This is a genomic window from Streptomyces sp. R11, from assembly GCF_041051905.1.
Taxonomy (GTDB): Bacteria; Actinomycetota; Actinomycetes; order Streptomycetales; family Streptomycetaceae; genus Streptomyces.
Window position 1 is genome coordinate 3,346,179 of sequence record NZ_CP163432.1, and the last position, 23,920, is coordinate 3,370,098.

A 23,920-nucleotide genomic window follows, 5' to 3' on the forward strand; every position below is an offset into this window, starting at 1 on the left:
ACCCGCCGTCGGTCACCGGCCGAGGGAAGTCACGGGCGCAGCCCGAACTCCCGTTCCACGCCCCGTGCGTCGAGCTTCGCGTCGTACGCCGCAAGCGGCCTCTGCTGGGCCGTTGGTGACGCGACGCCCGCCCAGTTCAGGATGCGGGCCGTGGCCAGCTCGCGTTCGGTGGGCAGGAGGCCTGCCACGAGCGCCCCGTGGTTGGCTCCAGGTGCCGTGAAGACGTAGGCGTCACGCGCGCCCTTGTCGACTCGGAAGCGTTCCGCGCCCCAGGGGTCGTTCTCGCCGTAGACGAAGATCATGTGCCGGGCGTTGTGGCGGACCCAGCTGTCCACGTCACGCATGGCCCTTGGCTGGAATCGCGTCGGGATCTCACGTGGGACGAATTCGCGTGGCGGGAGGTAGCCGTAGCGGATCAACTCGCGCTCTATGTGCGGGAACCCGATCGCCGGTGCCCCCAGCTGCGTAGCCGCCTGGTAGTAGTACGGCGTGTACGGTTCCAGGCCCTGGTCCGTGTAGAAGGAGAAACCCCCGACCTGGTCGATGGAGTTCCAGATCGCCTCGTCGGTGGCGTTTGCCGCGTCCGCCGGGATCGTGTCGCAGTCGGAGAGCCGGCTGTACTGCCAAAAGCCCCAGACGTAGTCCAGGACGACCGCCTCGTACGCCTTGTCCAGGCCACCGAGGGTGTCGAAGCTGTAGCCGTTCTCGGCCGCGTACGCCGCGTACCGCTGCTTCAGCGGCTCCCGGCGCACCAGCGCCTCCCGCTGCACCGCGTTCAGCCGGTCCCGGCATGCCTTGGTGCCGACGTGGGCGAAGTGGCGGTCGTACGCCGAGTCCTCGTTGTCCACGACGTCGTTGGGGGCGACGTAGGCGACGACCCCGTCCATGTCACGGGGGTGGAAGCGCTCGTAGTACGTGGCGGTCATGCCGCCCTTCGAAACGCCGGTGGAGAGCCACTTCCTGTCGTAGATCGGCTTCAGCGCCGTGAAGATGCGGTGCTGGTCGGCCGCCGCCTGCCGGATGTCCAGCTTGGTCCAGTCGGCCGGTTCGGGCCGGGACGGTGTGAAGAAGCGGTACTCCATGGAGACCTGGTTGCCGTCGACGATCCGCGTCGGCTCGCGGCGGCTCGGTGTCGTGGAGACCTCATAGCCGCTGGTGTAGAAGACGGTCGGGCGGGAGACGTCCCGGTGCAGCACGGTGAGGCGCTGCTGGAAGGTGCCCGCGGACGGGTTGCGGTGGTCGACGGGCTGCGTGTACGCGAGGACGAGGAAACGGTAGCCGGGATACGGCTTCTCGTCGACGAAGCTCATGCCCGGTATGGACAGCAGACGTTGCTTGATGTCCGGCTCGGCGGCGGTGGCCGCCCCTGTCGAAGCCGTACCGAGCGCGCCCATGAACAGCGCGAGCGCCAGCAGCCATCTGAGGGTCTTGCGCGCCATGCACCCTCCCCTGAGAAACAGATGTCCGGCGCAAGCTACCGGTCAACTCAGCGGGACAACAGGGGAGATGGAGACATCAGGGGAGGCAGCGCAGAGGGAGGCGTTCGGACAGAGAGGAGCGGCCGGCGTGGCGCGCGGAGGGCGGCGGGCCGACCGGTCAGCACAGAATCCAGCCCTTGCTCACCGACCCCCGCCCCACCTTCCCCTTCACCCACACGCAGCGGTGCCCGGCGTGGACGGTGACCGGGCCGGCCCGGCGGCTGTACTGGCCCTCGTCGACGACCGGCCTTGCCCGGTAGGCTTGCACACTGACCATCATCTTCTGCCGGCGCCCGGGGTCCTTGGGCACGGTGATCGCGCAGATGTGGCCGCCCCGCTTGTAGACGTACAGCGTGCCGGTGGTGAACGGGTACGTCCTGACCTTGCGTCCCTCGCAGCGCGAGGCGGCAGCCTGCGCCTCGGCCGGGACCGCGACCGCGAGCAGTCCGGACGCGGTCAGCAACGCCAGGCCGACGGCCAGTCGTCGGCGTATCGCACCTCTGTCCACTTGGTTGTCCTCCCCGTACACCGGCAATGAGCGTACTGGTGTACGGACGCACGACGTATGCCGGATGGTTGCACGGCCGTCACGGCCACACGCCCCGTGGCGCCTACCGCGCCACCCCGACCGGCTCCTCCGGCTCCGACTGCCCGAGGAAGGTCCGCCACAGCTCGGCATACTGTCCGCCGCGCGCCAGCAGCTCCTCGTGCGTCCCGTCCTCCGCGACCCGCCCGTGGTCCATCACCACCACCCGGTCCGCGCGGGCGGCGGTCGTCAGACGGTGGGCCACCACGAGGGTCGTACGGCGGCCGGCGAGGCGGTCCGTGGCGTGGTTGACCTGGGCCTCCGTGGCCAGGTCCAGCGCTGCCGTCGCCTCGTCGAGGAGCAGGATGTCGGGGTCGACCAGCTCGGCGCGGGCGAGTGCGATCAGCTGGCGCTGCCCGGCGGAGAGGTTGCGGCCGCGCTCGGCCACCTCGTGGAGGTAGCCGCCGTCGAGGGTGGCGATCATCTCGTGGGCGCCGACCGCTCGGGCCGCGGCCTCGACCTCGGCGTCCGTCGCGTCGGGGCGGCCGTAGGCGATGGCGTCGCGGACGGTGCCCTGGAATAGGTACGCCTCCTGAGGGACGACCCCGAGCCGGTGGCGGTACGACGTGATGTCCAGGGAGCGCAGGTCCGTGCCGTCGACCGTGACGCGGCCGCCGGTCGGGTCGTAGAAGCGGGCCACCAGCTTCACGAGCGTCGACTTGCCCGCGCCGGTCTCACCGACGAACGCGACCGTCTGCCCGGCCGGAATCCGCAGGTCGACGTCGCTGAGCGCCGCCTCGTCGTCGCCGTACTTGAAGTGCACGTCCTCGAAGCGGACCTCGCCCCGCAGCGACAGCACCTCCAGCGGCTCCACGGCCGCCTTCGTGGAGGTCGGCTCCCGCAGCAGTTCCTGGATGCGGCCGAGCGAGACCGTGGCCTGCTGGTAGCCGTCGAAGACCTGGGAGAGCTGCTGGACGGGCGCGAAGAACAGGTCGATGTAGAGCAGATACGCCACCAGCGCACCGGTCGTCAGCGTCGCGTCGTCGATCCGGCCGCCGCCCACGATCAGCACCGCCGCCACGGCCCCCGACGACAGGAACTGCACGAAGGGGAAGTAGATCGAGATCAGGAACTGACCCCGGATACGGGCCTGGCGGTAGCTGTCGCTGCGCTCGGCGAACCGTGCGCCGCCGTCCCGCTCGCGCCGGAAGGCCTGCACGATCCGCAGCCCGGAGACCGACTCCTGCAGGTCGGCGTTGACCACCGACACCCGCTCGCGGGCGAGTTCGTACGCCTTCACGCTCGCCCGGCGGAAGTAGTACGTCGCGACGATCAGCGGCGGCAGCGTCGCAAAGACGACGAGGGCGAGCTCGAGGTCGATCACCAGCAGGGCGACCATGATGCCGAAGAAGGTGACCACGGAGACGAAGGCGGTGACCAGGCCCGTCTGGAGGAAGGTCGACAGCGCGTCGACGTCCGTCGTCATCCGGGTCATGATCCGGCCGGTGAGCTCCCGCTCGTAGTAGTCGAGCCCGAGCCGCTGGAGCTGGGCGAAGATCTTCAGCCGCAGCGAGTACAGGACGCGCTCGCCGGTGCGTCCGGTCATCCGCGTCTCGCCGATCTGCGCCACCCACTGGACGGTCACGGCGAGCAGGGCCAGCAGGGATGCCGCCCAGACCGCGCCGAGGGCGACCTGTGTGACACCCGAGTCGATGCCGTGCCGGATCAGGATGGGCAGCAGCAGCCCCATGCCGGCGTCCATGGCGACGAGCCCGAGGCTGATCAGCAGGGGCAGCGCGAAGCCGCGCAGCAGCCGTTTCAGGCCGTACGACTCCTCCGGCCGGACCGCGTCGGCCTCGTCGATGTCGGGTCTGTCGACGGCCGGGGGCAGTGCCTCCACCTGGGCGAGGAGTTCGGGCGTGGCCGGGGACTCGGCGAGCGCCAGGTCCCTGCGCTCGCGGTCACCGCTCCACAGCCTCGGGGTCACCCCGCGCTCGGCGTCGAACTCGGCGTCCAGCTCGTCGCGTACGGAGGTGTCCTCCTGGGGGCAGGCGGGCTGGGCGTGGCCGGGTGAGACGCCGCCGAGCTCGTCGGGGTCGGTGAGGAGGCGGCGGTAGAGGGCGGAGCGCTGCTGGAGCTCCTCGTGGGTGCCGATGTCGGCGAGGCGGCCGGCGTCGAGGACGGCGATGCGGTCGGCGAGGCCGAGGGTGGAGCGGCGGTGCGCGATGAGGAGGGTGGTGCGGCCCTCCATGACGTGCTTGAGCGCCTCGTGGATCTCGTGCTCGACACGGGCGTCCACCGCCGAGGTCGCGTCGTCGAGGACGAGGAGCCGGGGGTCGGTGAGGATCGCGCGGGCGAGCGCCACACGCTGACGCTGGCCTCCGGAGAGGGTGAGGCCGTGCTCGCCGACCGTGGTCTCGTAGCCGTCGGGCAGCTCGGCGATGAAGCGGTCCGCCTGGGCGGCGTGTGCGGCGGCCTCGATCTGCTCGTCGGTCGCGTCGGGACGGCCGTAGGCAATGTTGTTGCGGACGGTGTCCGAGAAGAGGAAGGAGTCCTCGGGGACCAGTCCGATCGCGGCCCGCAGCGAGTCGGAGGTCAGTTCGCGCACGTCGTGGCCGCCGACGAGGACGGCGCCGCGCGTGACGTCGTAGAAGCGCGGGAGGAGGAGCGAGACGGTGGACTTGCCGGAGCCGGAGGAGCCGACGACGGCGAGGGTCTCGCCGGGCTGGATCTCGAAGGACAGCCCGTCCAGCACCGGCCGCTCGTGGTCGTAGCCGAACGACACGTCGTCGAACTCGACGGTCGCCGGGGCGTCGGCGGGCAGCGTCTTGGTGCCGTCCTTGATCGACGGCTCGGTGTCGATCAGCTCCAGTACGCGCTCGCTGCCGGCGCGGGCCTGCTGCCCGACCGTGAGGACCATGGCGAGCATCCGGACCGGGCCGACCAGCTGGGCGAGGTAGGTGGAGAACGCCACGAACGTCCCCAGCGTGATGTGTCCGCGCACCGCCAGCCAGCCGCCGACCGCGAGCATGGCGACCTGCCCGAGAGCGGGGACGGCCTGCAGTGCCGGGGTGTACTTGGAGTTGAACCGGATGGTGCGCAGCCGCCCCGCGAAGAGCCGCCGGCTGACCTCCCGGAGCTTCCCGGTCTCCTGCTCCTCCTGCCCGAACCCCTTCACGACGCGTACGCCGCTGACAGCCCCGTCGACCACGCCGGCGACGGCGGCGGCCTGGGCCTGGGCGTACCAGGTGGAGGGGTGCAGCTTGGTCCGGCTGCGCTTGGCGATCCACCACAGGGTCGGCGCCACGGCGAGCGCGACCAGGGTGAGCGGCAGCGACAGCCACGCCATGACGATCAGGGAGATCAGGAAGAGCGCGAAGTTCCCGATGGTCATCGGGAGCATGAAGAGCAGGCCCTGGATCAGCTGGAGGTCGCTGGTGGCCCGCCCGACGACCTGCCCGGTGGACAGCTCGTCCTGCCGTCGCCCGTCGAGCCGGGTGATCGTCCCGAACATGTCCGTCCGCAGATCGTGCTGGACGTCGAGGGCGAGGCGGCCGCCGTAGTAGCGGCGGATGTAGGTGAGGACGTAGACGACGAAGGCCGCGGCTATGAGCAGCCCGGCCCAGACGGCCATGCTGCGGGTGTGGTCGCCGATGACGTCATCGATGATCACCTTTGTGATCAGCGGGACGACCGCCATGACGGCCATTCCGACGAGGGAGGAGCCGAGGGCGAGGATCACGTCCTTGCGGTAGCGCCACGCATAGCCCCACAGCCGTCGTGCCCATCCCCGTTGCACTGCCACGCCGGTGCCCTCCGTCCGTCCTGATCTACCGGAAGGCACCAACGCCGACGAGCCCCGATTTCATCCCGCCGCAACAAAGCCGGGGCGGTGCGCTCAGATGCGTACGCGCAGGTAATAGAACCGGGTCGTCTGTACGGCGTTCTGGTTGTCGTCGCTGACCAGCAGCACCTTCAGGCGGTCGCTCGTACGGCCCGTGATCGCCATGCCCTCGATGTTGTCGAGAAGCGGGTTCGCCTGTGGCTGCTTGGCGGTCGCTCCCAGTGACGGGCAGTTCACGATGTCGGCGAGGAGCGTCTTCTTGATCAGGCGTACGCCGTCCTGGCCCGTGAGCTTCTCGACACCGCTGGTGTCCGTGGCGCGGCGCGGGTCGGCCAGGTAGAGGCGGACCGTGTTGCCGACACCGGCGGTGAAGCCGCGCTCCAGGACGAGAAGGCGGCCGTCGGGGGTCGCCTGGACCTCGGGGACGCCGAGGCCGGTGTCGGCACGGTAGGCGTACTGGCGGCCCGGCTCGACGTGGCCGCCCTTGATCCGGTTCCAGGTCTGGAAGCGGACGATGTCCGCGCTGTCGCCGGTCAGGGCGTACTCCATCGACGCGAGCAGGGTGCGGCCGCCGGACAGGAGGGTCAGGCCCTCGAAGGTGCCGTTGGAGACGGCTCGGCCGGCCGGGGCGACCCTCAGCGCGTCCGGCACGGGGAGGCGGTCGAGGATCCGGCCGTCTCGGGAGTGGCGGCGGATGGAGGGCTCGGTCTCGGAGGAGATCAGCCGGGTGCCGTCCCGGTCGATGACGAGGCCCTCGGAGTCGAGGGCGGCGCCGTTCTCGTCGGCGAGCGGGACGGCCTTCTTCGGCGCGAGCGTCCTGCCGTTCAGGTCGAAGAGGGAGGAGCGGTCGGAGAGGGCCGCGAGAGAGCCGTCGCGGTCCACGGCGAGCGCGGAGAAGTTGCCGACGAAGGTGCCCTCGAACGTCGTCTTGTCGAGCGCGTCGGAGTAGCGGTCGATGGAGACGGAGGGCGAGCAGGCGTGGCGGCCCGGCGAGGTGACGTGGGCGTTCGCGGGGCCGGCGGCGGTGAGGCAGGTGGCCGCCGCCAGGCCCGCGGTGGCGGTCGCGAGTACGGTTCTCAGGCGCATGGGGGCCACCGTAGGGCGGGTGGGTGACGCGAGGTAGGCCGCCTCGTTAAGGCTCAGCTCGCGGCCAGGTCCTTGTGGATGACCTTGGCGACGCCCTGAATGGTCGTGATGCCGTAGTTCATGGTGCTGTTGCCATGGGTGAGCACCGTGATCACGTAGTCGTGGCCGCGCCCCTTGAAGGCGCCGACGCTGTGCACCCGCCAGCCCTGGGTGGCGCGTTGCAGCCAGCCGTTCTTGACCGCCACCGTGACGCCGGACGGCACTCCGTACGGTGTGCCCCAGCGCTGCGAGGAGACGACCTGGCCCATCAACTGCAGGATGTAGGCACGGGAGTTGTCGCTGAGCACCGCGTTCTTGGCCGTGATGAGCTTCAGCAGCTTCTGCTCGTCGGTGACGGTGATCTGGGTCAGGCCCCAATAGCCGTTCGCGCCGGGCTTGGTCTGGGTCATGCCGGCGGCCGTGAGGAAGCCCTTGATCTTCGTCAGGCCGAGCTGCTTCCAGAGCGTGCTGGTCGCGGCGTTGTCCGACTTGGTGATCATGGCTTTGGCGAGGGACGTCTCACGATCGGTGAGGTAACGGTTGTGCTTCTTCGCGTCCCACAGCAGCGCGGCCAGCACGGTGACCTTGACGACACTGGCGGAGTCGAAGGCGCTGGAGGCCCGCAGGGCGCAGGTGGTGTTGGTGGAACGGTCGTAGAGGCCGACCGCGATGGTGCCCTTGCGGTTGGCCAGGGCGGCGGTGATGTCCTTCGTCAGCTTGGCGGCGAGGCCGGCCTTGGCGGACGTACAGCTGACGGTGGGCGAGGGCGCCGCGACGGCGGGGGTGGCGACGGCTATGGACGCCATGACGACGCCGACGCCCACACCTGCCGCGACGCCCGCTCTCGCGCGTCCGGAAACGCGCCTTGCCTTCTTGCTCGTTGTCCCGTGGGTCATGTCCTTCAGACCAACGAGCACGTATGAAGGGTTGTACGCAGGATGACCGCTGACGGCGTACTGTCCGTCGCCTGATCGGGGAGCGGACCCGCGATCACCGCGACCCTGCGCCGGGCGTCAGCTCAGAGCGCTTTCCATAGCCGGAATCAGCAGCCGGAGCAGGTCGGTACCGATGTCGCCCTGCTCGTATCTCGGGTAGTCCCCGTCGCGTGACGGAACCACGGTCAGGCGGTAGTAGGCCGACCCAACGGTGAAAGCGAACCACATCGGCTCGTCATCGGCGGCCGGGTAAACCGCGAAGGAATCTCCCTCGCCGATGTTCTGGGGAATCACGTCCCCGCCAGGTGCCTTGATGTCGGGCGGCGGGAGCGGCCAACTGCCCGGTGGACAGGGCGGACAGGCCTCTGGTGGCAACGCCGAGACGGGCGGTACGCCACCGGGGGGGGCACCGGAGGCACCAACGGCACCGCGGGTACGGCCGACGGCGGCACCGGAACCGGCAACGACACGGGCGGCCGGCCCGGTGCCACGGCCGGTGGCGGGGGCATGGGCGGCGGCCCCGGCCGTATGGGCGGCGCCGCGAGCAGCGAGCTCATCACCTACCTCAGGAAGCACCAGAACGGCGCCAAGTGACTGCTGGCGGTGTCGAGTTCGCAGAGCGCGGCCCAGCTGATCGTCAGCAGCGGTGAGCCCGTCATCTCCATGTGGGGCTGGTCCGGCAGCGACAAGGCGATGACCCTGGCCAAGCTCAAGGAGCTGGTGAAGAAGGGCGAGTTGCACTGCATCCAGCTCGGTGGCGGCGGTATGGGCGGCGGCGGCAGCGACGTCAGCACCGAGGTCACTCAGTGGGTGCAGAGGAACGGGACGGCGGTGAAGGAGAGCGACTACGGCTCAACGTCCGGCTCCAGTTCCAGCTCCGGCTCCGGCTCCGGCTCCGGCGCGGACACCCCCTCGCAGAGCAACCAGTCGACGCTCTACCGTCTGGACCCCTCGGACGTCGGCTGACCCCGGCCCGCTCCACACCCAACGGGCCCCCGGCCCACCCGCCGGGGGCCGTTCCGTTGTGTCAACTCGCGTGGACAAGCCCCGTTTTGCCGTTTCCCGTCACCCAATGGACACGTGCAAACCCTCGACACGACCACATGTCCATGTCACTCTCCCGTTTGCCGCCTCCATTCAACCCGCGTAGATGGGAACCCCCACATGCTGGCGACACGAATACGCAGCTGGAAGTCAGTGGCGCTCACCACGGCCGCCGTTCTGGTCGGCCTCACCACCCCGGCGCTCACCGCGACCCCGGCCGCCGCGACGACGACGGAGTACGACGACACGTACTACGCCGACGCGATCGGCAAGACCGGCACGGCCCTGAAGGACTCGCTGCACGAGATCATCAGCGACCAGACCGAGCTCTCGTACTCGGCCGTCTGGAACGCCCTGAAGGTCACCGACCAGGACCCGAACAACAGCAGCAACGTGGTCCTGCTCTACAGCGGCATCTCCCGCAGCAAGTCCCTCAACGGCGGCAACACCGGCAACTGGAACCGCGAGCACGTGTGGGCCCAGTCCCACGGCGACTTCGGTACCTCCGCCGGCCCGGGCACCGACCTGCACCATCTGCGTCCCGAGGACGTGCAGGTCAACAGCATCCGCGGCAACAAGGACTTCGACAACGGCGGCAGCAGCTTCACCAACTCCGGCGGCAGCCTCACCGACTCCAACTCCTTCGAGCCGCGCGACGCCGTCAAGGGCGACGTGGCCCGCATGATCCTCTACATGGCCGTCCGCTACGAGGGCGACGACAGCTGGCCCGACCTGGAGGCCAACGACTCCATCAACGGCAGCGTCCCGTACCACGGGCGACTCTCGGTCCTGAAGCAGTGGAACGACGAGGACCCGCCGAACGCCTTCGAGGAGCGCCGCAACGAGGTCATCTACGACAGCTACCAGGGCAACCGCAACCCGTTCATCGACCACCCGGAGTGGGTCGAGGCGATCTGGTAGACCACCGGGCCCTGTTCGGTCGCCGTGACGCGCCAGGGGCCTCGCCGGCCCCCGGCGCGCTCGGTCACCACCTGTACAGCGGAATGACCTGCGCCGATCTGATGCCGTTGACCCGACCATGAAGAAGATCAGCGCGCTCGCCGCGCTCACCATGGCAGCCCTCGTACTCGCCGCCCCGGCCCACGCCGACGACGGCGACCGGGGTCGTATCAACATCGCCGGCTACACCACCGCCAACCTCTGCAGGGAGGCACTCGCGCTCGTCCCACTGGCCGCACCGTGGACCGGCGCCGCGGTGGACGACGCCTGCCGCAACCGCGACCACGTCGACGACACGCGCGACCAGGCGGCTGAGCCGGCCGTCAGGCCGTGAGGTGGGTGGGCGCGAACATCCGTAGCACCGCCGGGAGTACGACCACCGACGGGCCAGGGGTCTGAAGCGCCTTCGCCAGATCCGCCTCCAGTGTCTCCGGGGTCGTACGGACCCCGGGGACGCCGAAGGACTCGGCCAGGGCCACGTAGTCGGGACGGGTCAGCTCCGTCGCCGTGGCCTCGCCGAAGGCGTCCGTCATGTACTCGCGCAGGATGCCGTAGCCGCCGTCGTCGACGATCAGCCAGGTGACCGGCAGGTCGTACTGCCTGGCCGTCGCCAGCTCGGCGATCGAGTACAGGGCCCCGCCGTCGCCGGACACCGCGAGCACCGGGCGCGTCGGGTCCGCGGCGGCCGCGCCGAGCGCCGCCGGGAAGCCGTAGCCGAGGCCGCCGGCGCCCTGGGCGGTGTGCATGTGGTTGGGGCCCTTGGCGTCGAAGGCCGACCAGGCCCAGTAGGCCAGGATCGTCATGTCCCAGAAGGACGGCGAGTCGGCGGGGAGCGCCTTGCGGACGGACGCCAGCACGTCCTGCTCCAGGGTGAGTTCCTGGGCGGCGATGCGGTCGGCGACCTTCGCGAGGACGGCTCGTACCCGCTCGGACGCGGTGGGGTCCGTGCGCTCCGTCACCGTCTCCAGCAGCGCCTGCAACGCGAGCCGCGCGTCCGCGTGGATGCCCAGTGCCGGGTGGTTGGACTCCAGCTTGCCGAGGTCCGCCTCGATCTGGATGACCCGGCCCCGCGGCTTGAACGTGTGGTAGTTCGAGGAGAGTTCGCCCAGGCCCGAGCCGACGACCAGGAGGACGTCGGCGTCCTCCAGGAAGTCCGTCGTGTGCCGGTCCTCGATCCAGGACTGGAGGGACAGCGGGTGCGTCCAGGGGAACGCGCCCTTGCCGCCGGGGGTCGCGACGACCGGCGCCCGCAGCGTCTCCGCCAGCTGCCTCAGCTTGCCCGAGGCGTCCGCCCGTACCACTCCCCCGCCCGCGATGATCGCCGGACGCTCGGCGTGGGAGAGCAGGTGGGCGGCCACCGCCGTCAGTTCGGGGCGGGGCGGCAGCTCCTCGGGGAAGGCGTCGCCGCCCGTCACCACCGGGATCGACGTCTCGGCGAGCAGCACGTCCTGCGGGATCTCCACCCACACCGGGCCGTGCGGGGCCGTCAGCGCCGACTTCCAGGCCGCCTCGATGGCGGAGGGGATCTGGGACTGGGTGCGGACCGTGTGGACCGACTTCACCACGCCTCTGAAGGAGGCCGCCTGGTCCGGGAGTTCGTGCAGGTAGCCGTGCCTGCCGCCGCCCAGCCCCGCCGTCGGGATCTGGCTGCTGATCGCCAGCACGGGCGCCGACGCCGCGGCCGCCTCCTGCAGCGCGGCCAGCGAGGTCAGCGCCCCCGGGCCGGTCGACAGCAGCAGCGGGGCCGCCTCACCGGTGATACGGCCGTAGGCGTCCGCCGCGAAGCCCGCGTTGTTCTCCACGCGCAGGCCGATGTAGCGCAGATCGCTGCGGCGCAGGGCGTCGAACATGCCGAGGGCGTGCTGGCCGGGGAGGCCGAAGACCGTCGTCGTGCCGAGCGCCGCCAGCGTCTCCACGACCAGGTCCCCGCCGTTGCGCCCGGCGGGAGGATTCAGTGCAGCGTCGATCTGCGCCTGAGTCGGGCGGAGTACCAGGTCGTGGTCGTGAGTCACTTCGCTTCCGAGTCCTTCCGGGCCGCCGCGATCTGGCGGGACATGATCGTGGTGAGCTCGTACGCCGTGTGGGACGCGGCCACCGACGTGATCTCGGCGTGATCGTACGCGGGCGCCACCTCGACGACGTCCGCCGAGACCAGGTTGCAGGACGCCAGGCCCCGCAGGATCTCCAGCAGCTCGCGCGACGTCATGCCGCCCGCCTCGGGGGTGCCGGTGCCGGGCGCGTGAGCCGGGTCGAGGCAGTCGATGTCGATGGAGATGTACAGGGGGCGGTCGCCGATGCGCTGGCGCAGCTGGTCGGCCACCTCGTCGGCGCCGCGACGGTAGACGTCCGCCGAGGTGACGATGCCGAAGCCCATCTTCTCGTCGTCGGTCAGGTCCTGCTTGCCGTACAACGGGCCGCGGATGCCGACGTGGGAGAGCGCCTCGGTGTCGAGGATGCCCTCCTCCACCGCCCGCCGGAAGGGCGTGCCGTGGGTGTACTCCGCGCCGAAGTACGTGTCCCAGGTGTCGAGGTGGGCGTCGAAGTGGAGCAGGGCGACCGGGCCGTGCTTCTTGGCGACCGAGCGCAGCAGCGGCAGCGCGATGGTGTGGTCGCCGCCCAGGGTCATCAGGCGGGCGCCGGTGCCGAGCAGGTCGTCGGCGGCCGCCTCGACGGTCTCCACGGCCTCGTTGATGTTGAACGGGTTCACGGCGATGTCGCCGCCGTCCGCCACCTGCGCGAGGGCGAAGGGGGAGGCGTCCTGCGCCGGGTTGTACGGGCGCAGCAGCCGGGACGCCTCGCGGATCGCGTTGCCGCCGAAGCGGGCGCCCGGCCGGTACGAGACGCCCGAGTCGAACGGCACGCCGACCACGGCGACGTCGGCGCGGCCGACCTCGTCGAGGCGCGGGAGCCGGGCGAAGGTCGCGGGCCCGGCGTACCGCGGGATGCGGGAGGAGTCGACGGGGCCGCGGGGCGTCTCGTTGCTGCTCATGAGGAAATGCCTTCTTTCCTACGCTTCATCGCGTATGCGGGATATGTTCCTATGACTCTACTGGTGAGCGGGCACCGGTTCGGACACGAGTTCGGGAGCTCGCCCGGCAAGGCGCTCACGCCAGGCGTCGAGTACGGCCGCATCGGTCGGCCTCGTCATCAAGGAGACGGCGATGTACGCGGCGAGGGAAGACAGCAGGCCGTAGTAGACGGGCTCGTTGGCGAGAATGCCGTAGGTCGCCATCAGGGCGATGACGGCGAGACCGCCGACCGCGACGGAGGCGAGCGCGCCCTGGGCCGTGCCCCGCTTCCACAGCAGTCCGCCGAGGATCGGGACGAGGAGTCCGCCGACGAGCAGGTTGTACGCCACCGTCAGCGCCTCGACGACGTTGTTGAGCGCGATGGCCGTACCGATCACGGCGAGGCCCATGATGAGGATGAAGACGCGGTTGCCCTGCACCTCGTCCCGCTCACCGGTCGTGATTCTCCCCCGCAGCCGTGACCAGATGTCGTTGTTGGCGACGGTCGCGCAGGCGATGAGCGCGCCGGAGGAGGTGGACATCACGGCGGCGAGGGCGGCGGCCAGCACCAGCCCGCGCACGCCGACCGGGAGTTCGTCCTTGACGATGGTCGCGAAGGCGTCGTCCGGGCTGCCCAGCTTGGGGTAGAGCACCTTGGCCGCCGTACCGATGACGGCGCCGGCGAGGGCGTAGGCGAGACAGTAGGTGCCCGCCACGGTGCCGCCCCACTTGGCGGTCTTGTCGCTGCGCGCGGTGAACACGCGCTGCCAGATGTCCTGCCCGATCAGCATGCCGAAGGTGTAGATCAGGACGTAGGTGAAGATCGTCTCGCCACCGATGCCCAGCGGGTCGAAGTACTCGGTGGGCAGTTGCGCCTTCATCTCGCTGAACCCGCCGGCCTTGACGACGGCGATCGGCAGGAGCAGCAGGAGCACGCCGACGGTCTTCACCACGAACTGCACCATGTCGGTGAGGGTGATCGACCACATGCCGCCGAGCGTCGAGTAGGCGACGACGATCGAGCCGCCCAGGATGATCGCGACGGTGCGGTTCATGTCGAACAGGACGTCGAAGATCGTGGCGTACGCGATGGTCGAGGTGGTCGCGAGCATGAGGGTGTACGCCCACATGACGAGACCGGAGATGACGCCGGCCCGGCCGCCGTAGCGCAGGTCCAGCATCTCGGAGACGGTGTAGACCTTCAGGCGGGCGATGCGCGCCGAGAAGAAGACGGAGAGCGCGAGGAGCCCGAGGCCGATGGTGAACACCATCCAGGCACCGGAAAGGCCGTACTGGTAGCCGAGCCCGACACCGCCGATGGTGGACGCGCCGCCGAGGACGATCGCGGCCATGGTGCCGGAGTACATCGTCGGCCCGAGCCGGCGGCCGGCGACCAGGAACTCGCTCTTGGACTTGGCACGGCGCATCCCCCACCAGCCCATGGCCAGCATGCCGGCCAGATAGACGACGATGACTGCGTAGTCGACGGCCACAGAGACCTCCCTCAATCGGACACTCGAAATTCGGACACTCGAAGTCGCCGGCGGGTGACAGGGGTCGACACTAGGTGGCCGGAAAGCGACTGCGAAGTGTACGTTTCATCCATCCGCGGTCGTGCGACTGAAGGAAACATCCACATGCCGGAGCCGGCCGTTCCGCCCACCCCACCCGTGCCGCTCTCCGCGCTGCTGGCCAGAGAGGATCTGGCCCTGCGCCGGATCGCCGGCCCGGCCGACGCGGACACGGTGATCCACTGGGCGCACACCTCGGAAATGGCCGATCCGTTTCCCTATCTCCTGGGCGGCGAGCTGCTGCTGACGGCCGGCGTCCACGTACCGGAGGCGGCGGGGTCGGGCACGTACTTCGACGACTACGTGTCGAGGATCGTCGCGGCGGGCGGCGCGGCCCTCGGCTTCGGGCTCGCCCCGGTGCACGACACGGTGCCGCGCGCCCTGGTGGCGGCGTGCGACGCCTACGAACTGCCGCTCCTGGAGGTCCCGCCCCAGACCACCTTCTCGGGTGTGGCCCGCGCGGTCTGGCAGCTCATGGCCCAGGCCCGCCACGCCGAACTGCGCCGCGTGACGGAGGCCCAGCAGAGCCTGGCGGCAGCGGCGTCCCGCCCGGACCCGGTGCCCGCCGTCCTGCGTCAGCTGGCCCAGCGTCTGGGCGGCTGGGCGGTGCTGTACGGGCCGGAGGGAGCGGTGATCGGTGAGGCGGGGCGGGCGGCGCCGGCGGGTGCGGTGCGGGGGGCGTTGGCGGAGCTGGCGGGGGTGGTGCGGCCGGGGGTGCCGGCGGCGGGCGGCGAGACCGCACGGCAGCCGTCCGGCGCGCAGGGCACGCGAGCGCCGGCGTACCCGCAGCCCACGGTCACCGGCCCGGAGTCCGCGCGACCAACCAGCGGCGCGCAAGCCACCACCGGCCCGCAGCCCACCCGGCCGACCGGCGCCCCGGGCGCGGCACGAGCGGGCAGCAGCCCGCAAGCCGCCCGAGCAACGACATACCCGCAACCCGCGACCACCGACCCGGACTCCGCCCGGACGTCCAGCGGCCCGCAAACCACCCGACCGGCCACCGGCGCGCAGCCCGCGCGAGCCACCACCGGCGTCCAGGCCACCCGGCCGACCGGCACCCCGGGCGCGGCACGAGCGGGCAGTCGCATCCCCGCAGGGCAGAGCACCCGCGTCGAAGCCCCGCGCCCGGGTGCCGGGGCGCCCGCCACCCCCTCCTCCGCCTCCGACACCATCGCCGGCACCCACCTCTCCGCCTACGCCCTCGGTACCGGCCAGGGCTTCGTCCTCGGTGTCGCCACCCCGCGCCGCGACTCCGGCGACCACACCATCGCCTCCGTCGCCGCCGTACTCCTCTCCCTCCTCACCGGCGAGCACCAGAGCGGCTCGGGAGCGGCCCGCTCGTCCGCGCTCGTGCGGCTGTTGCTGGGGGCCGAGCCGGAGGCGGTGGCTCCGCTGCTGGGCGCCGAGCGTTGGCTGGTGGTCCACGGCAGCCCCGACACCCAGCCCTGCGACCCCATGGCCGCCTCCGCGCTGGGCGCGGCCCTGGGCTCCCCGCTGGTCGACCTGGCGCAGGACGTCGTACGCGTCCTCGCCCCGGCGGACCGCGAACCGGCCCCGCAGCCGGGCTGGACCCTGGGCGTCAGCGCCCCGGCGACCGCGCGGGACTGGCCGGCGGCCGACGCCCAGGCGGCGCGGGCCCTGTCCAGGGCGAGGGCCACCCGTACGCCCCTGTTCCGGCACGGCACCCAACGCCCGGCCCTCACCGACCTGCTCGCCCCGGACGAGGCGGAGGCCCACGCCCGCGACCTCCTCGCGCCGCTCACCGCCCCGCTCACGGAGACCCTTCGCACCTGGCTCTCCCTGCACGGCAGCTGGGACCGCACGGCCGTCGCCCTGTCCGTCCACCGCAACACCGTCCGGCAGCGGATCGCCCGGTGCGCGGCGCTGCTCGAGACGGACCTGGACGACCCGGACGTACGGATGGAACTGTGGTTCGCCCTGCGCCGGATCGAGCCGTGACCGGCAAGTGACCCGCGTCGCACGCGCCCCGGACGCGGCCGTTCCAGCAGTTGTCTGCCTCACAATGGGAACCATGCCGATACCCGGGACACCCAGCCGCGCCGAGCTTGTCGACCACCTCGTCAGAACCCGTATCGCGGGCGACGTCGCCACTCCCCGCGAGAACAACCTCTCCCACTACCGCAAGCTGGCGAACGGCGACCGCCACTACTGGCTCGGCCTGGAGCTCGGCGACCGCTGGACCGACGAGCAGGACGTGCTCGCGGTGATGGCGGAGCGCGTCGGCGTGAACGACGACGCGGAGCACCGCCACGGCCAGGACACCATCGACCCCGAGCTGACGGTGGCCGCGCTGGAGCGCATGGCGGCCCGGCTGCGCAAGGCGGCGGACGGCGGTCAGCGGGTCCTGTTCGCGACCGGCCACCCGGGCGGCCTGCTGGACGTGCACCGAGCGACGGCGGACGCCCTGCGCACGGCGGGCTGCGAGATCGTCGTGATCCCGGACGGCCTGCAGACCGACGAGGGTTACGTCATGCAGTTCGCGGACGTCGCGGTCCTGGAACACGGCGCCACCCTCTGGCACACCCACTCCGGCGACCCGATGAGGGCCATCCTTACGGGACTTGAGCGCGAGGGCCGTCCGCTGCCGGACCTGGTCGTCGCCGACCACGGCTGGGCGGGCTACGCCGGACAGCACGGGGTGGACTCCGTGGGCTACGCGGACTGCAACGACCCGGCGCTGTTCCTCGCCGAGGCGGAGGGGACGGTCCAGGTGGTGGTACCGCTGGACGACCACGTGGTGAGCCCGCGCCACTACGACCCGATGACGGCGTTCCTGCTGGCGGAGGCGGGGCTCGGCTAGAACGGGCAGGGGGCCCCGTGCTGTTGCGCAACGTCTCACCGGACGACGTCGACGCCTACGTCCGTATGCGCTGCGATCCCGTCATGATGGCGGACCTCGGCGGACCGCTCCCGCGCGAGGGCATACGGGAGAAGGTCCTGCGGGACGCCCGGGAGGCGGCGGCGGACCTCGCCTGGATCAAGATGATCGTGCCGGCGCCGGACGCGCCCGACGTGGTGGCGGGGAACGTCACCCTCTGGTCGCACGACACGGACGACGGGCCCGTCTCCGAGATCGGCTGGATGGTCCTGCCGGAATTCCAGGGCCGGGGACTGGGAAAGCGCGCCGTCCGGGCCCTGCTCGAACAGGCCCGGGACGAGGACCGCTGGGGTGTCGTGCACGCCTTCCCGGCCACGGGGAACGGAGCCTCGAACGGCATCTGCCGCTCGCTCGGCTTCCGGTTGCTCGGCGAACGCGAGGTGACGTTCGCCGACCGGGTCCTGCGAAGCAACCACTGGACCGTCGACCCTCGCGTCGATCTGGCCTGACGTCAGGGCCGCCGGGCAGGGATCGGGCGGGTCACCGCGGGATGCGGACCACGCCCTCCTGGATGACCGAAACCGCCAGCTGCCCGTCCTGGGTGTAGATGCGGGCCTGCCCGAGGCCGCGTCCGCCGTGCGCCGACGGTGACTCCTGGTCGTACAGCAGCCACTCGTCCGCGCGGAAGGGGCGGTGGAACCACATCGCGTGGTCCAGCGAGGCGCCGACCACGTCGCCGACCGCCCAGCCGCCCCGCCCGTGCGCGAGCAGCACGGAGTCGAGGAGGGTCATGTCGGAGACGTAGGTGGCGAGTACGACGTGCAGGAGGGGGTCGTCGGCCAGCTTGCCGTTGGTGCGGAACCACACCTGGGAGTGCGGTTCGCGGGGCTCGCCGAACCTGCCGTACGGCGGCTCGTCGACATAGCGCAGGTCGACCGCCTCGCGTGCCTCCAGGAACTTCTCCACCACCGCCGGATCGAGGTGGTCGTAGTCCCGCAGCCGCTCTTCGGAGGTGGGCAGCGTCGCCGGGTCGGGCGCGGGGGGCATGGGGGCCTGGTGGTCCATCCCCTCCTCGTACAGCTGGAAGGAGGCCGACAGGGCGAAGATCGGCTTGCCGTGCTGCACCGCGACCACCCGGCGGGTGGTGAAGGAGCGGCCGTCGCGCATGCGGTCGACGTTGTAGACGATGGGCGCGCCCGGGTCCCCGGCGCGCAGGAAGTACGCGTGGAGCGAGTGGGCGTGGCGGTCCTCGGGGACCGTACGCCCGGCGGCGACCAGCGCCTGGGCCGCGACCTGTCCGCCGAACACGCGCGGGACGACGGCGGACCGGGACTGGCCGCGGAATATGTCCTCCTCGATCTGCTCCAGGTCGAGCAGATCGAGGAGTCCCTGTAGTGCCTGGTTCATGGCACCTTTTCTACTGGCAGGTAATTGCGCGGACCTTACAGGCCCATGTCCTTCGCGATGATCGACTTCATGATCTCGCTGGTGCCGCCGTAGATCCGGTTGACGCGGTTGTCCGCGTACAGGCGGGCGATCGGGTACTCGTTCATGAAGCCGTAGCCGCCGTGCAGCTGGAGGCAGCGGTCGATCACGCGGTGCGCGACCTCGGTGCAGAAGAGCTTCGCGGAGGCGGCCTCGGCGGGGGTCAGCTCGCCGGCGTCCAGGGCCTCCAGCGCGCGGTCGGCGACCGCCTCGGCGGCGTCGACCTCGGCCTGGCAGGCGGCCAGCTCGAACTTGGTGTTCTGGAAGGACGCGACGGTCTTGCCGAAGACGGTGCGCTCCTGCACGTACTGCTTGGCGAACCGGACGGCCGCCTTGGCCTGCGCGTAGGCGCCGAAGGCGATGCCCCAGCGCTCGGAGGCGAGGTTGTGGCCGAGGTAGTAGAAGCCCTTGTTCTCCTCGCCGAGCAGGTCCTCGACCGGGACCTTCACGTCGACGAACGCCAGCTCGGCGGTGTCGGAGGTCTTCAGGCCGAGCTTGTCGAGCTTGCGGCCGACGGAGTAGCCCTCGGACTTGGTGTCGACGGCGAACAGGGAGATGCCGTGGCGGCGGTCCTCGGCGCTGGGCGCGTCGGTGCGGGCGCAGACGATCACGCGGTCGGCGTGGACGCCGCCGGTGATGAAGGTCTTGGCGCCGTTGAGGACGTAGTGCGTGCCGTCCTCGCTCAGCTTGGCGGTGGTCTTCATGCCCGCGAGGTCGGAGCCGGTGCCCGGCTCGGTCATCGCCAGCGCCCACATCTCCTCACCGGAGACGAACTTCGGCAGGAACCGCTTCTTCTGCTCGTCGCTGGCGAGCATCTTGATGTACGGCAGGCCGAGCAGCACGTGCACGCCGGAGCCGCCGAACTGGACGCCCGCGCGGGACGTCTCCTCGTACATCACGGCCTCGAACTTGTACGAGTCGATGCCGGCGCCGCCGTACTCCTCGTCGACGCGGATGCCGAAGACGCCGAGCTCGGCGAGCTTGTAGTAGAAGTCGCGGGGCGCTTGGCCCGCCGCGAACCACTCGTCGTAGACCGGGACGACCTCGGCCTCGATGAAGGCGCGGATGGTCTCCCGGAACGCCTCGTGATCCTCGTTGAACACCGTACGGCGCACCGCCGCCACCTCCACACGTCCATGTCTAAGCGCTTGCTCACTCAACCGTACCGGCGGGTATCCACAGGCGTCCAGAGGTCAAGGTCCGTAACGCTCGTCACTCCAGGACCGGCTAGCGGCGCCTCTCGGAACCGGACCCGACCGGGCGCCGCCGCTGTCCGCGCCCCGCCCGCAGCAGCCGTACGCCCACGAACGCCAGGGCCGCCACGACCACGATCACCAGGATCGCCTTGGAGTAGAGGCCGACCAGGTCGGTGACCTCGTGCCAGCGGGCGCCGAGGGCGTAGCCGGCGGCGATGAAGGCGGTGTTCCAGATGAGGCTGCCCGCCGTGGTGAGGGCGAGGAACACGGGGAGCCGCATGCGTTCGACTCCCGCCGGTATGGAGATCAGGCTGCGGAAGATGGGCACGAAGCGGCCGAAGAACACGGCCTTGGTGCCGTGCCGGAGGAACCAGGCCTCGGTCCGTTCCACGTCCGCGACCTTCACCAGCGGCAGCCGCGCCGCCACGGCGATCAGCCGGTCCCGGCCCAGGAGCGCGCCCAGCAGGTAGAGGGCCAGTGCGCCGACCACCGAACCGGCCGTCGTCCAGGCGACGGCCCCGACGACGTCCATCCGGCCCTGACTCGCCGTGAACCCCGCCAGCGGCAGGATCACCTCGCTCGGCAGCGGCGGGAAGAGGTTCTCCAGGGCGATGGCCAGTCCGGCGCCGGGGCCGCCCAGCTTCTCCATCAGGTCGGCGGCCCAGCCGGCGACTCCACCGACGGGCGCCTCGGACGCAGCAGCAATGATCATGCGGGTCACTTTACGAAGTCTTGACCTAAGGACGGTATGAGGAGGGCCTCATATCGGGCTGTGGGAACTCGCACAGGTACCGGCGGCGCCCCCCACCGTCCCGCCACCGGCGGCCTCCTCGGCCTCTCCCGCCGCATCGCCGCCCTCGACGGCCACCTGAACCATCCACAGCCCACCCGGCGGCCCCACCCTCATCACCGCGGAGCTCCCGTGCGCGTCATGATCGCCGAGGACTCGGCACTGCTGAGCGAAGGCCTCGTGCGGCTGCTCGCCGAGGAGGGGCACGTCGTGGCGGCGGCCGTGGGGGACGCCGAGGCGTTGCTGGTGGCGGTGGCGGCCGAGCCGCCCGACATCGTCGTCGTGGATGTCCGGATGCCGCCCACGCACACCGCCGAGGGGCTGCGCGCCGCGCTGCGGTTCCGGGAACGGCATCCCGGCACTGTGCTGGTGCTGTCGCAGTACGTCGAGCGCCGCTACGCCACCGAGCTGCTCGGCGGCAGCAGCGAGGGCGTCGGGTACCTGCTCAAAGGACCGGGTCATGCAGGTGGAGGAGTTTCTCGCCGCACTGGAGCGCGTCGGCGCCGGGGGCACCGCCTTCGACCCCGAGGTGGTCCGGCGGCTCCTCGCCCGCAGCGCCCGCACCGACCCGCTGCACGGGCTCACGCCCCGGGAGCGCGACGTCCTGGCACTGGATGGCGCAGGGCTGTACCAACGCGGCCATCGCGCGGCAGCTCTACGTCTCACAGAGTGCGGTCGAGAAGCACACCAACGCGATCTTCGACAAGTTCGGCCTGACCGGCACGACCGGATACAGCCGCCGCGTCCTCGCGGTACCGCGCCATCTGAGCGCCCCGGCCGAGGGGTGGCACCGGTCCGCCGTACGGCTCACTCCGCCCCGGCCGCCCCGAACGCCCCCCGCGCCATCCGGTGCAGCAGCACCGCTGTGACGCCCCGCCCCGGCAACGCCCCCGGCCGCCCCAGGTGCGGTGTCGAGTTCAGCAGCCCGAACACCGAGTGCACGGCCGACCGGGCCGTCGGCTCCGTGAGCTCCGGGTACACCTTGCGCACCACCTCCACCCACAGCTCGACGTACTGCCGCTGGAGCTGCCGTACGAGCTTGCGGTCGCTGTCGCGCAGGCGGTCCAGCTCGCGGTCGTGCAGGGTGATGAGGGGACGGTCGTCGAGGGCGAAGTCGATGTGGCCCTCGATGAGCGAGTCGAGCACCGCCTCCGGCGGCACGCCGTCGGCCTCCGCGAGGCGCCGCTTCGCGCCGGTCAGCAGCTGGCCGCTGATGCCGACCAGCAGTTCGGCGAGCATCGCGTCCTTGCCGGCGAAGTGCCGGTAGAGACCGGGGCCGCTGATGCCCACGGCGGCGCCTATCTCGTCGACACCGACGCCGTGGAATCCACGCTCGGCGAAGAGCCGCGCGGCCTCCTTGAGGATCTGTTCGCGGCGGGTCGGGGCGTCGGTTCTGGTGGCCATGGAATCAATTCTAGACAGGGAGGTTAGCGGTCGTTAACCTGAAGGAAATGCGTTAACGCTCATTAACTGGTCGACCACTGGGTGAGGGGACCGCACGATGCACGAGGCACCGGAGCTTGCGAGCGCGGCAGATCCCGCGTCCCAGGCCTGGCAAGCCAACGAGGAGGCCCACCGGGCGCTCGTGGAGGAGCTGCGCGGCAAGCTCGCCGCCGCCCGGCTGGGAGGCGGTGAGAAGGCCCGCGCCCGGCACACCGCGCGCGGGAAGCTGCTGCCGCGCGACCGCGTGGACGCCCTCCTCGACCCCGGCTCGCCTTTCCTGGAGCTCGCTCCGCTCGCCGCCGACGGCATGTACGACGGGCAGGCCCCGGCCGCCGGTGTCATCGCCGGGATCGGGCGGGTCAGCGGGCGCGAGTGCGTGATCGTCGCCAACGACGCCACGGTCAAGGGCGGGACGTACTACCCGATGACCGTGAAGAAGCACCTGCGCGCGCAGGAGGTGGCCCTGGAGAACCGCCTGCCGTGCCTGTACCTCGTCGACTCCGGCGGCGCCTTCCTGCCCATGCAGGACGAGGTCTTCCCGGACCGGGAGCACTTCGGGCGGATCTTCTACAACCAGGCCCGCATGTCGGGCGCCGGCATCCCGCAGATCGCCGCCGTGCTGGGCTCGTGCACCGCGGGCGGCGCCTACGTGCCCGCCATGAGCGACGAGGCCGTCATCGTCCGCAACCAGGGCACGATCTTCCTCGGCGGCCCCCCGCTGGTGAAGGCCGCCACCGGTGAGGTCGTCACGGCGGAGGAACTGGGCGGCGGTGAGGTCCACTCCCGGGTGTCCGGCGTGACCGACCACCTCGCCGAGGACGACCCGCACGCGCTGCGGATCGTGCGGAACATCGTCGCGACGCTACCCGCGCGCGGCACCCTCCCCTGGGAGGTCACTCCGGCCACGGAACCGAAGGTCGACCCCTACGGCCTGTACGGCGCGGTCCCCGTCGACTCCCGCACCCCCTACGACGTACGCGAGATCATCGCGCGCGTGGTCGACGGCTCCCGTTTCTCGGAGTTCAAGTCCGAGTTCGGCCAGACCCTCGTCACCGGCTTCGCCCGGATCCACGGCCACCCGGTCGGCATCGTCGCCAACAACGGCATCCTGTTCTCCGAGTCCGCCCAGAAGGGCGCCCACTTCATCGAGCTGTGCGACCAGCGCGGCATCCCGCTGGTCTTCCTGCAGAACATCTCCGGCTTCATGGTCGGCAAGGACTACGAGGCGGGCGGCATCGCCAAGCACGGCGCCAAGATGGTCACGGCGGTGGCCTGCACACGCGTGCCGAAGCTGACGGTCGTGGTCGGCGGGTCGTACGGCGCCGGGAACTACTCGATGTGCGGCCGCGCCTACTCCCCCCGCTTCCTGTGGATGTGGCCGGGCGCCAAGATCTCCGTCATGGGCGGCGAACAGGCCGCCTCCGTCCTCGCGACCGTCAAGCGGGACCAGTTGGAGGCACGCGGCGAGGACTGGCCGGCCGGGGAAGAGGACGCGTTCAAGGCGCCGATCCGGGAGCAGTACGAGCGGCAGGGCAACGCCTACTACGCGACGGCCCGCCTCTGGGACGACGGCGTGATCGACCCGCTGGAGACCCGTCAGGTGCTGGGCCTCGCCCTGACCGCCTGTGCCAACGCGCCCCTGGGTGACCCCCAGTTCGGCGTCTTCCGGATGTGAG

Annotated in this window: 19 protein-coding genes and 3 pseudogenes; 9 read left to right on the forward strand and 13 right to left on the reverse strand. The window is 70.9% G+C overall.

Translation table 11 applies throughout. The annotated features are described in order from the left end of the window. Positions 1 to 29: 29 nt before the first annotated feature. The 6 genes from AB5J55_RS15205 to AB5J55_RS15230 all read right to left on the reverse strand — a co-directional run bounded on the left by AB5J55_RS15205 (position 30) and on the right by AB5J55_RS15230 (position 8,202). Positions 30 to 1,439 carry an aminopeptidase gene (locus AB5J55_RS15205; RefSeq protein WP_369271200.1) on the reverse strand — a complete coding sequence of 470 codons (1,410 nt, stop codon included), beginning with the start codon at positions 1,437 to 1,439 and terminating at the stop codon, positions 30 to 32. 157 nt (positions 1,440 to 1,596) lie between these two features. Then, the gene (locus AB5J55_RS15210) at positions 1,597 to 1,986 is read right to left on the reverse strand and encodes a hypothetical protein (RefSeq protein WP_369271201.1); all 390 of its coding nucleotides are present in this window, start codon (positions 1,984 to 1,986) and stop codon (positions 1,597 to 1,599) included. A 103-nt stretch (positions 1,987 to 2,089) separates the two neighbouring features. Further along, positions 2,090 to 5,809: an ABC transporter ATP-binding protein gene (locus AB5J55_RS15215; RefSeq protein WP_369271202.1), complete on the reverse strand. Its 3,720-nt coding sequence runs from the start codon at positions 5,807 to 5,809 to the stop codon at positions 2,090 to 2,092. Positions 5,810 to 5,902: 93 nt separating this feature from the next. Beyond that, positions 5,903 to 6,934 carry an esterase-like activity of phytase family protein gene (locus AB5J55_RS15220; RefSeq protein ID WP_369271203.1) on the reverse strand — a complete coding sequence of 344 codons (1,032 nt, stop codon included), beginning with the start codon at positions 6,932 to 6,934 and terminating at the stop codon, positions 5,903 to 5,905. A gap of 53 nt (positions 6,935 to 6,987) precedes the next feature. Next, the gene (locus AB5J55_RS15225; RefSeq protein ID WP_369276190.1) at positions 6,988 to 7,779 is read right to left on the reverse strand and encodes a serine hydrolase; all 792 of its coding nucleotides are present in this window, start codon (positions 7,777 to 7,779) and stop codon (positions 6,988 to 6,990) included. A gap of 207 nt (positions 7,780 to 7,986) precedes the next feature. After that, positions 7,987 to 8,202 (reverse strand): hypothetical protein, encoded by a 216-nt coding sequence (locus tag AB5J55_RS15230; protein ID WP_369271204.1) that lies wholly within the window; start codon positions 8,200 to 8,202, stop codon positions 7,987 to 7,989. A 25-nt stretch (positions 8,203 to 8,227) separates the two neighbouring features. On the opposite strand from AB5J55_RS15230, the pseudogene AB5J55_RS15235 reads away from it, so the two are divergent. From AB5J55_RS15235 to AB5J55_RS15245, 3 genes and pseudogenes are all read left to right on the forward strand, one after another. Continuing rightward, positions 8,228 to 8,874: pseudogene (locus tag AB5J55_RS15235) on the forward strand (hypothetical protein); the annotation flags it as partial. Between the two features lie 198 nt (positions 8,875 to 9,072). Beyond that, complete coding sequence (locus tag AB5J55_RS15240; RefSeq protein ID WP_369271205.1) at positions 9,073 to 9,873, forward strand: endonuclease I family protein; 801 nt, start codon at positions 9,073 to 9,075, stop codon at positions 9,871 to 9,873. A gap of 118 nt (positions 9,874 to 9,991) precedes the next feature. Continuing rightward, a complete protein-coding gene (locus AB5J55_RS15245; RefSeq protein ID WP_369271206.1) occupies positions 9,992 to 10,246 on the forward strand; it encodes a hypothetical protein in 255 nt (84 codons plus the stop codon). On the opposite strand, the gene AB5J55_RS15250 is transcribed toward AB5J55_RS15245, so the two are convergent. From AB5J55_RS15250 to AB5J55_RS15260, 3 genes are read right to left on the reverse strand one after another with little or no spacing between them, the layout of a single operon-like run. Then, a complete protein-coding gene (locus AB5J55_RS15250; RefSeq protein ID WP_369271207.1) occupies positions 10,236 to 11,924 on the reverse strand; it encodes a thiamine pyrophosphate-binding protein in 1,689 nt (562 codons plus the stop codon). The genes AB5J55_RS15245 and AB5J55_RS15250 overlap by 11 nt on opposite strands. Then, positions 11,921 to 12,901, reverse strand: a complete 981-nt coding sequence (gene speB, locus AB5J55_RS15255) for an agmatinase (RefSeq protein WP_031114210.1) — start codon at positions 12,899 to 12,901, stop codon at positions 11,921 to 11,923. Before speB ends, AB5J55_RS15250 begins: the two co-directional genes overlap by 4 nt. A 57-nt stretch (positions 12,902 to 12,958) precedes the next feature. Next, positions 12,959 to 14,413, reverse strand: coding sequence for a sodium:solute symporter (locus AB5J55_RS15260; RefSeq protein WP_369271208.1), 1,455 nt, complete (start codon positions 14,411 to 14,413; stop codon positions 12,959 to 12,961). A 144-nt stretch (positions 14,414 to 14,557) separates the two neighbouring features. Here AB5J55_RS15260 and AB5J55_RS15265 point away from each other — a divergent pair, with 144 nt between their 5' ends. The 3 genes from AB5J55_RS15265 to AB5J55_RS15275 all read left to right on the forward strand — a co-directional run bounded on the left by AB5J55_RS15265 (position 14,558) and on the right by AB5J55_RS15275 (position 17,839). Beyond that, entirely contained in the window at positions 14,558 to 16,450 is a 1,893-nt protein-coding gene (locus tag AB5J55_RS15265; RefSeq protein WP_369271209.1) for a PucR family transcriptional regulator ligand-binding domain-containing protein, read from the forward strand. Between the two features lie 73 nt (positions 16,451 to 16,523). Then, a complete protein-coding gene (locus tag AB5J55_RS15270) occupies positions 16,524 to 17,312 on the forward strand; it encodes a phosphatase (RefSeq protein WP_369271210.1) in 789 nt (262 codons plus the stop codon). A gap of 17 nt (positions 17,313 to 17,329) precedes the next feature. Continuing rightward, on the forward strand, positions 17,330 to 17,839 hold the full coding sequence (locus tag AB5J55_RS15275; protein WP_369271211.1) for a GNAT family N-acetyltransferase: 510 nt from the start codon (positions 17,330 to 17,332) through the stop codon (positions 17,837 to 17,839). A 31-nt stretch (positions 17,840 to 17,870) separates the two neighbouring features. Here AB5J55_RS15275 and tesB read toward each other — a convergent pair whose 3' ends face one another. From tesB to AB5J55_RS15290, 3 genes are all read right to left on the reverse strand, one after another. Next, positions 17,871 to 18,737, reverse strand: coding sequence for an acyl-CoA thioesterase II (tesB, locus tag AB5J55_RS15280; RefSeq protein WP_369271212.1), 867 nt, complete (start codon positions 18,735 to 18,737; stop codon positions 17,871 to 17,873). Between the two features lie 35 nt (positions 18,738 to 18,772). After that, positions 18,773 to 19,930, reverse strand: a complete 1,158-nt coding sequence (locus AB5J55_RS15285) for an acyl-CoA dehydrogenase family protein (RefSeq protein ID WP_369276191.1) — start codon at positions 19,928 to 19,930, stop codon at positions 18,773 to 18,775. Positions 19,931 to 20,042: 112 nt separating this feature from the next. Beyond that, positions 20,043 to 20,723, reverse strand: a complete 681-nt coding sequence (locus AB5J55_RS15290; RefSeq protein ID WP_369271213.1) for a DedA family protein — start codon at positions 20,721 to 20,723, stop codon at positions 20,043 to 20,045. 105 nt (positions 20,724 to 20,828) lie between these two features. Between AB5J55_RS15290 and AB5J55_RS15295 the strand changes: the two are divergent. Both AB5J55_RS15295 and AB5J55_RS15300 read left to right on the forward strand, forming a co-directional pair. After that, a pseudogene (locus tag AB5J55_RS15295) lies at positions 20,829 to 20,946 on the forward strand (sensor histidine kinase); the annotation flags it as partial. Beyond that, positions 20,943 to 21,574 (forward strand): annotated as a pseudogene (locus AB5J55_RS15300) (LuxR C-terminal-related transcriptional regulator); the annotation flags it as partial. The pseudogenes AB5J55_RS15295 and AB5J55_RS15300, both read left to right, overlap by 4 nt. 34 nt (positions 21,575 to 21,608) lie before the next feature. On the opposite strand, the gene AB5J55_RS15305 reads toward AB5J55_RS15300, so the two are convergent. Beyond that, a complete protein-coding gene (locus AB5J55_RS15305; RefSeq protein WP_369271214.1) occupies positions 21,609 to 22,205 on the reverse strand; it encodes a TetR/AcrR family transcriptional regulator in 597 nt (198 codons plus the stop codon). Positions 22,206 to 22,302: 97 nt separating this feature from the next. Between AB5J55_RS15305 and AB5J55_RS15310 the strand changes: the two genes are divergently transcribed. Next, complete coding sequence (locus AB5J55_RS15310; protein WP_369271215.1) at positions 22,303 to 23,919, forward strand: carboxyl transferase domain-containing protein; 1,617 nt, start codon at positions 22,303 to 22,305, stop codon at positions 23,917 to 23,919. Position 23,920 lies beyond the last annotated feature (1 nt).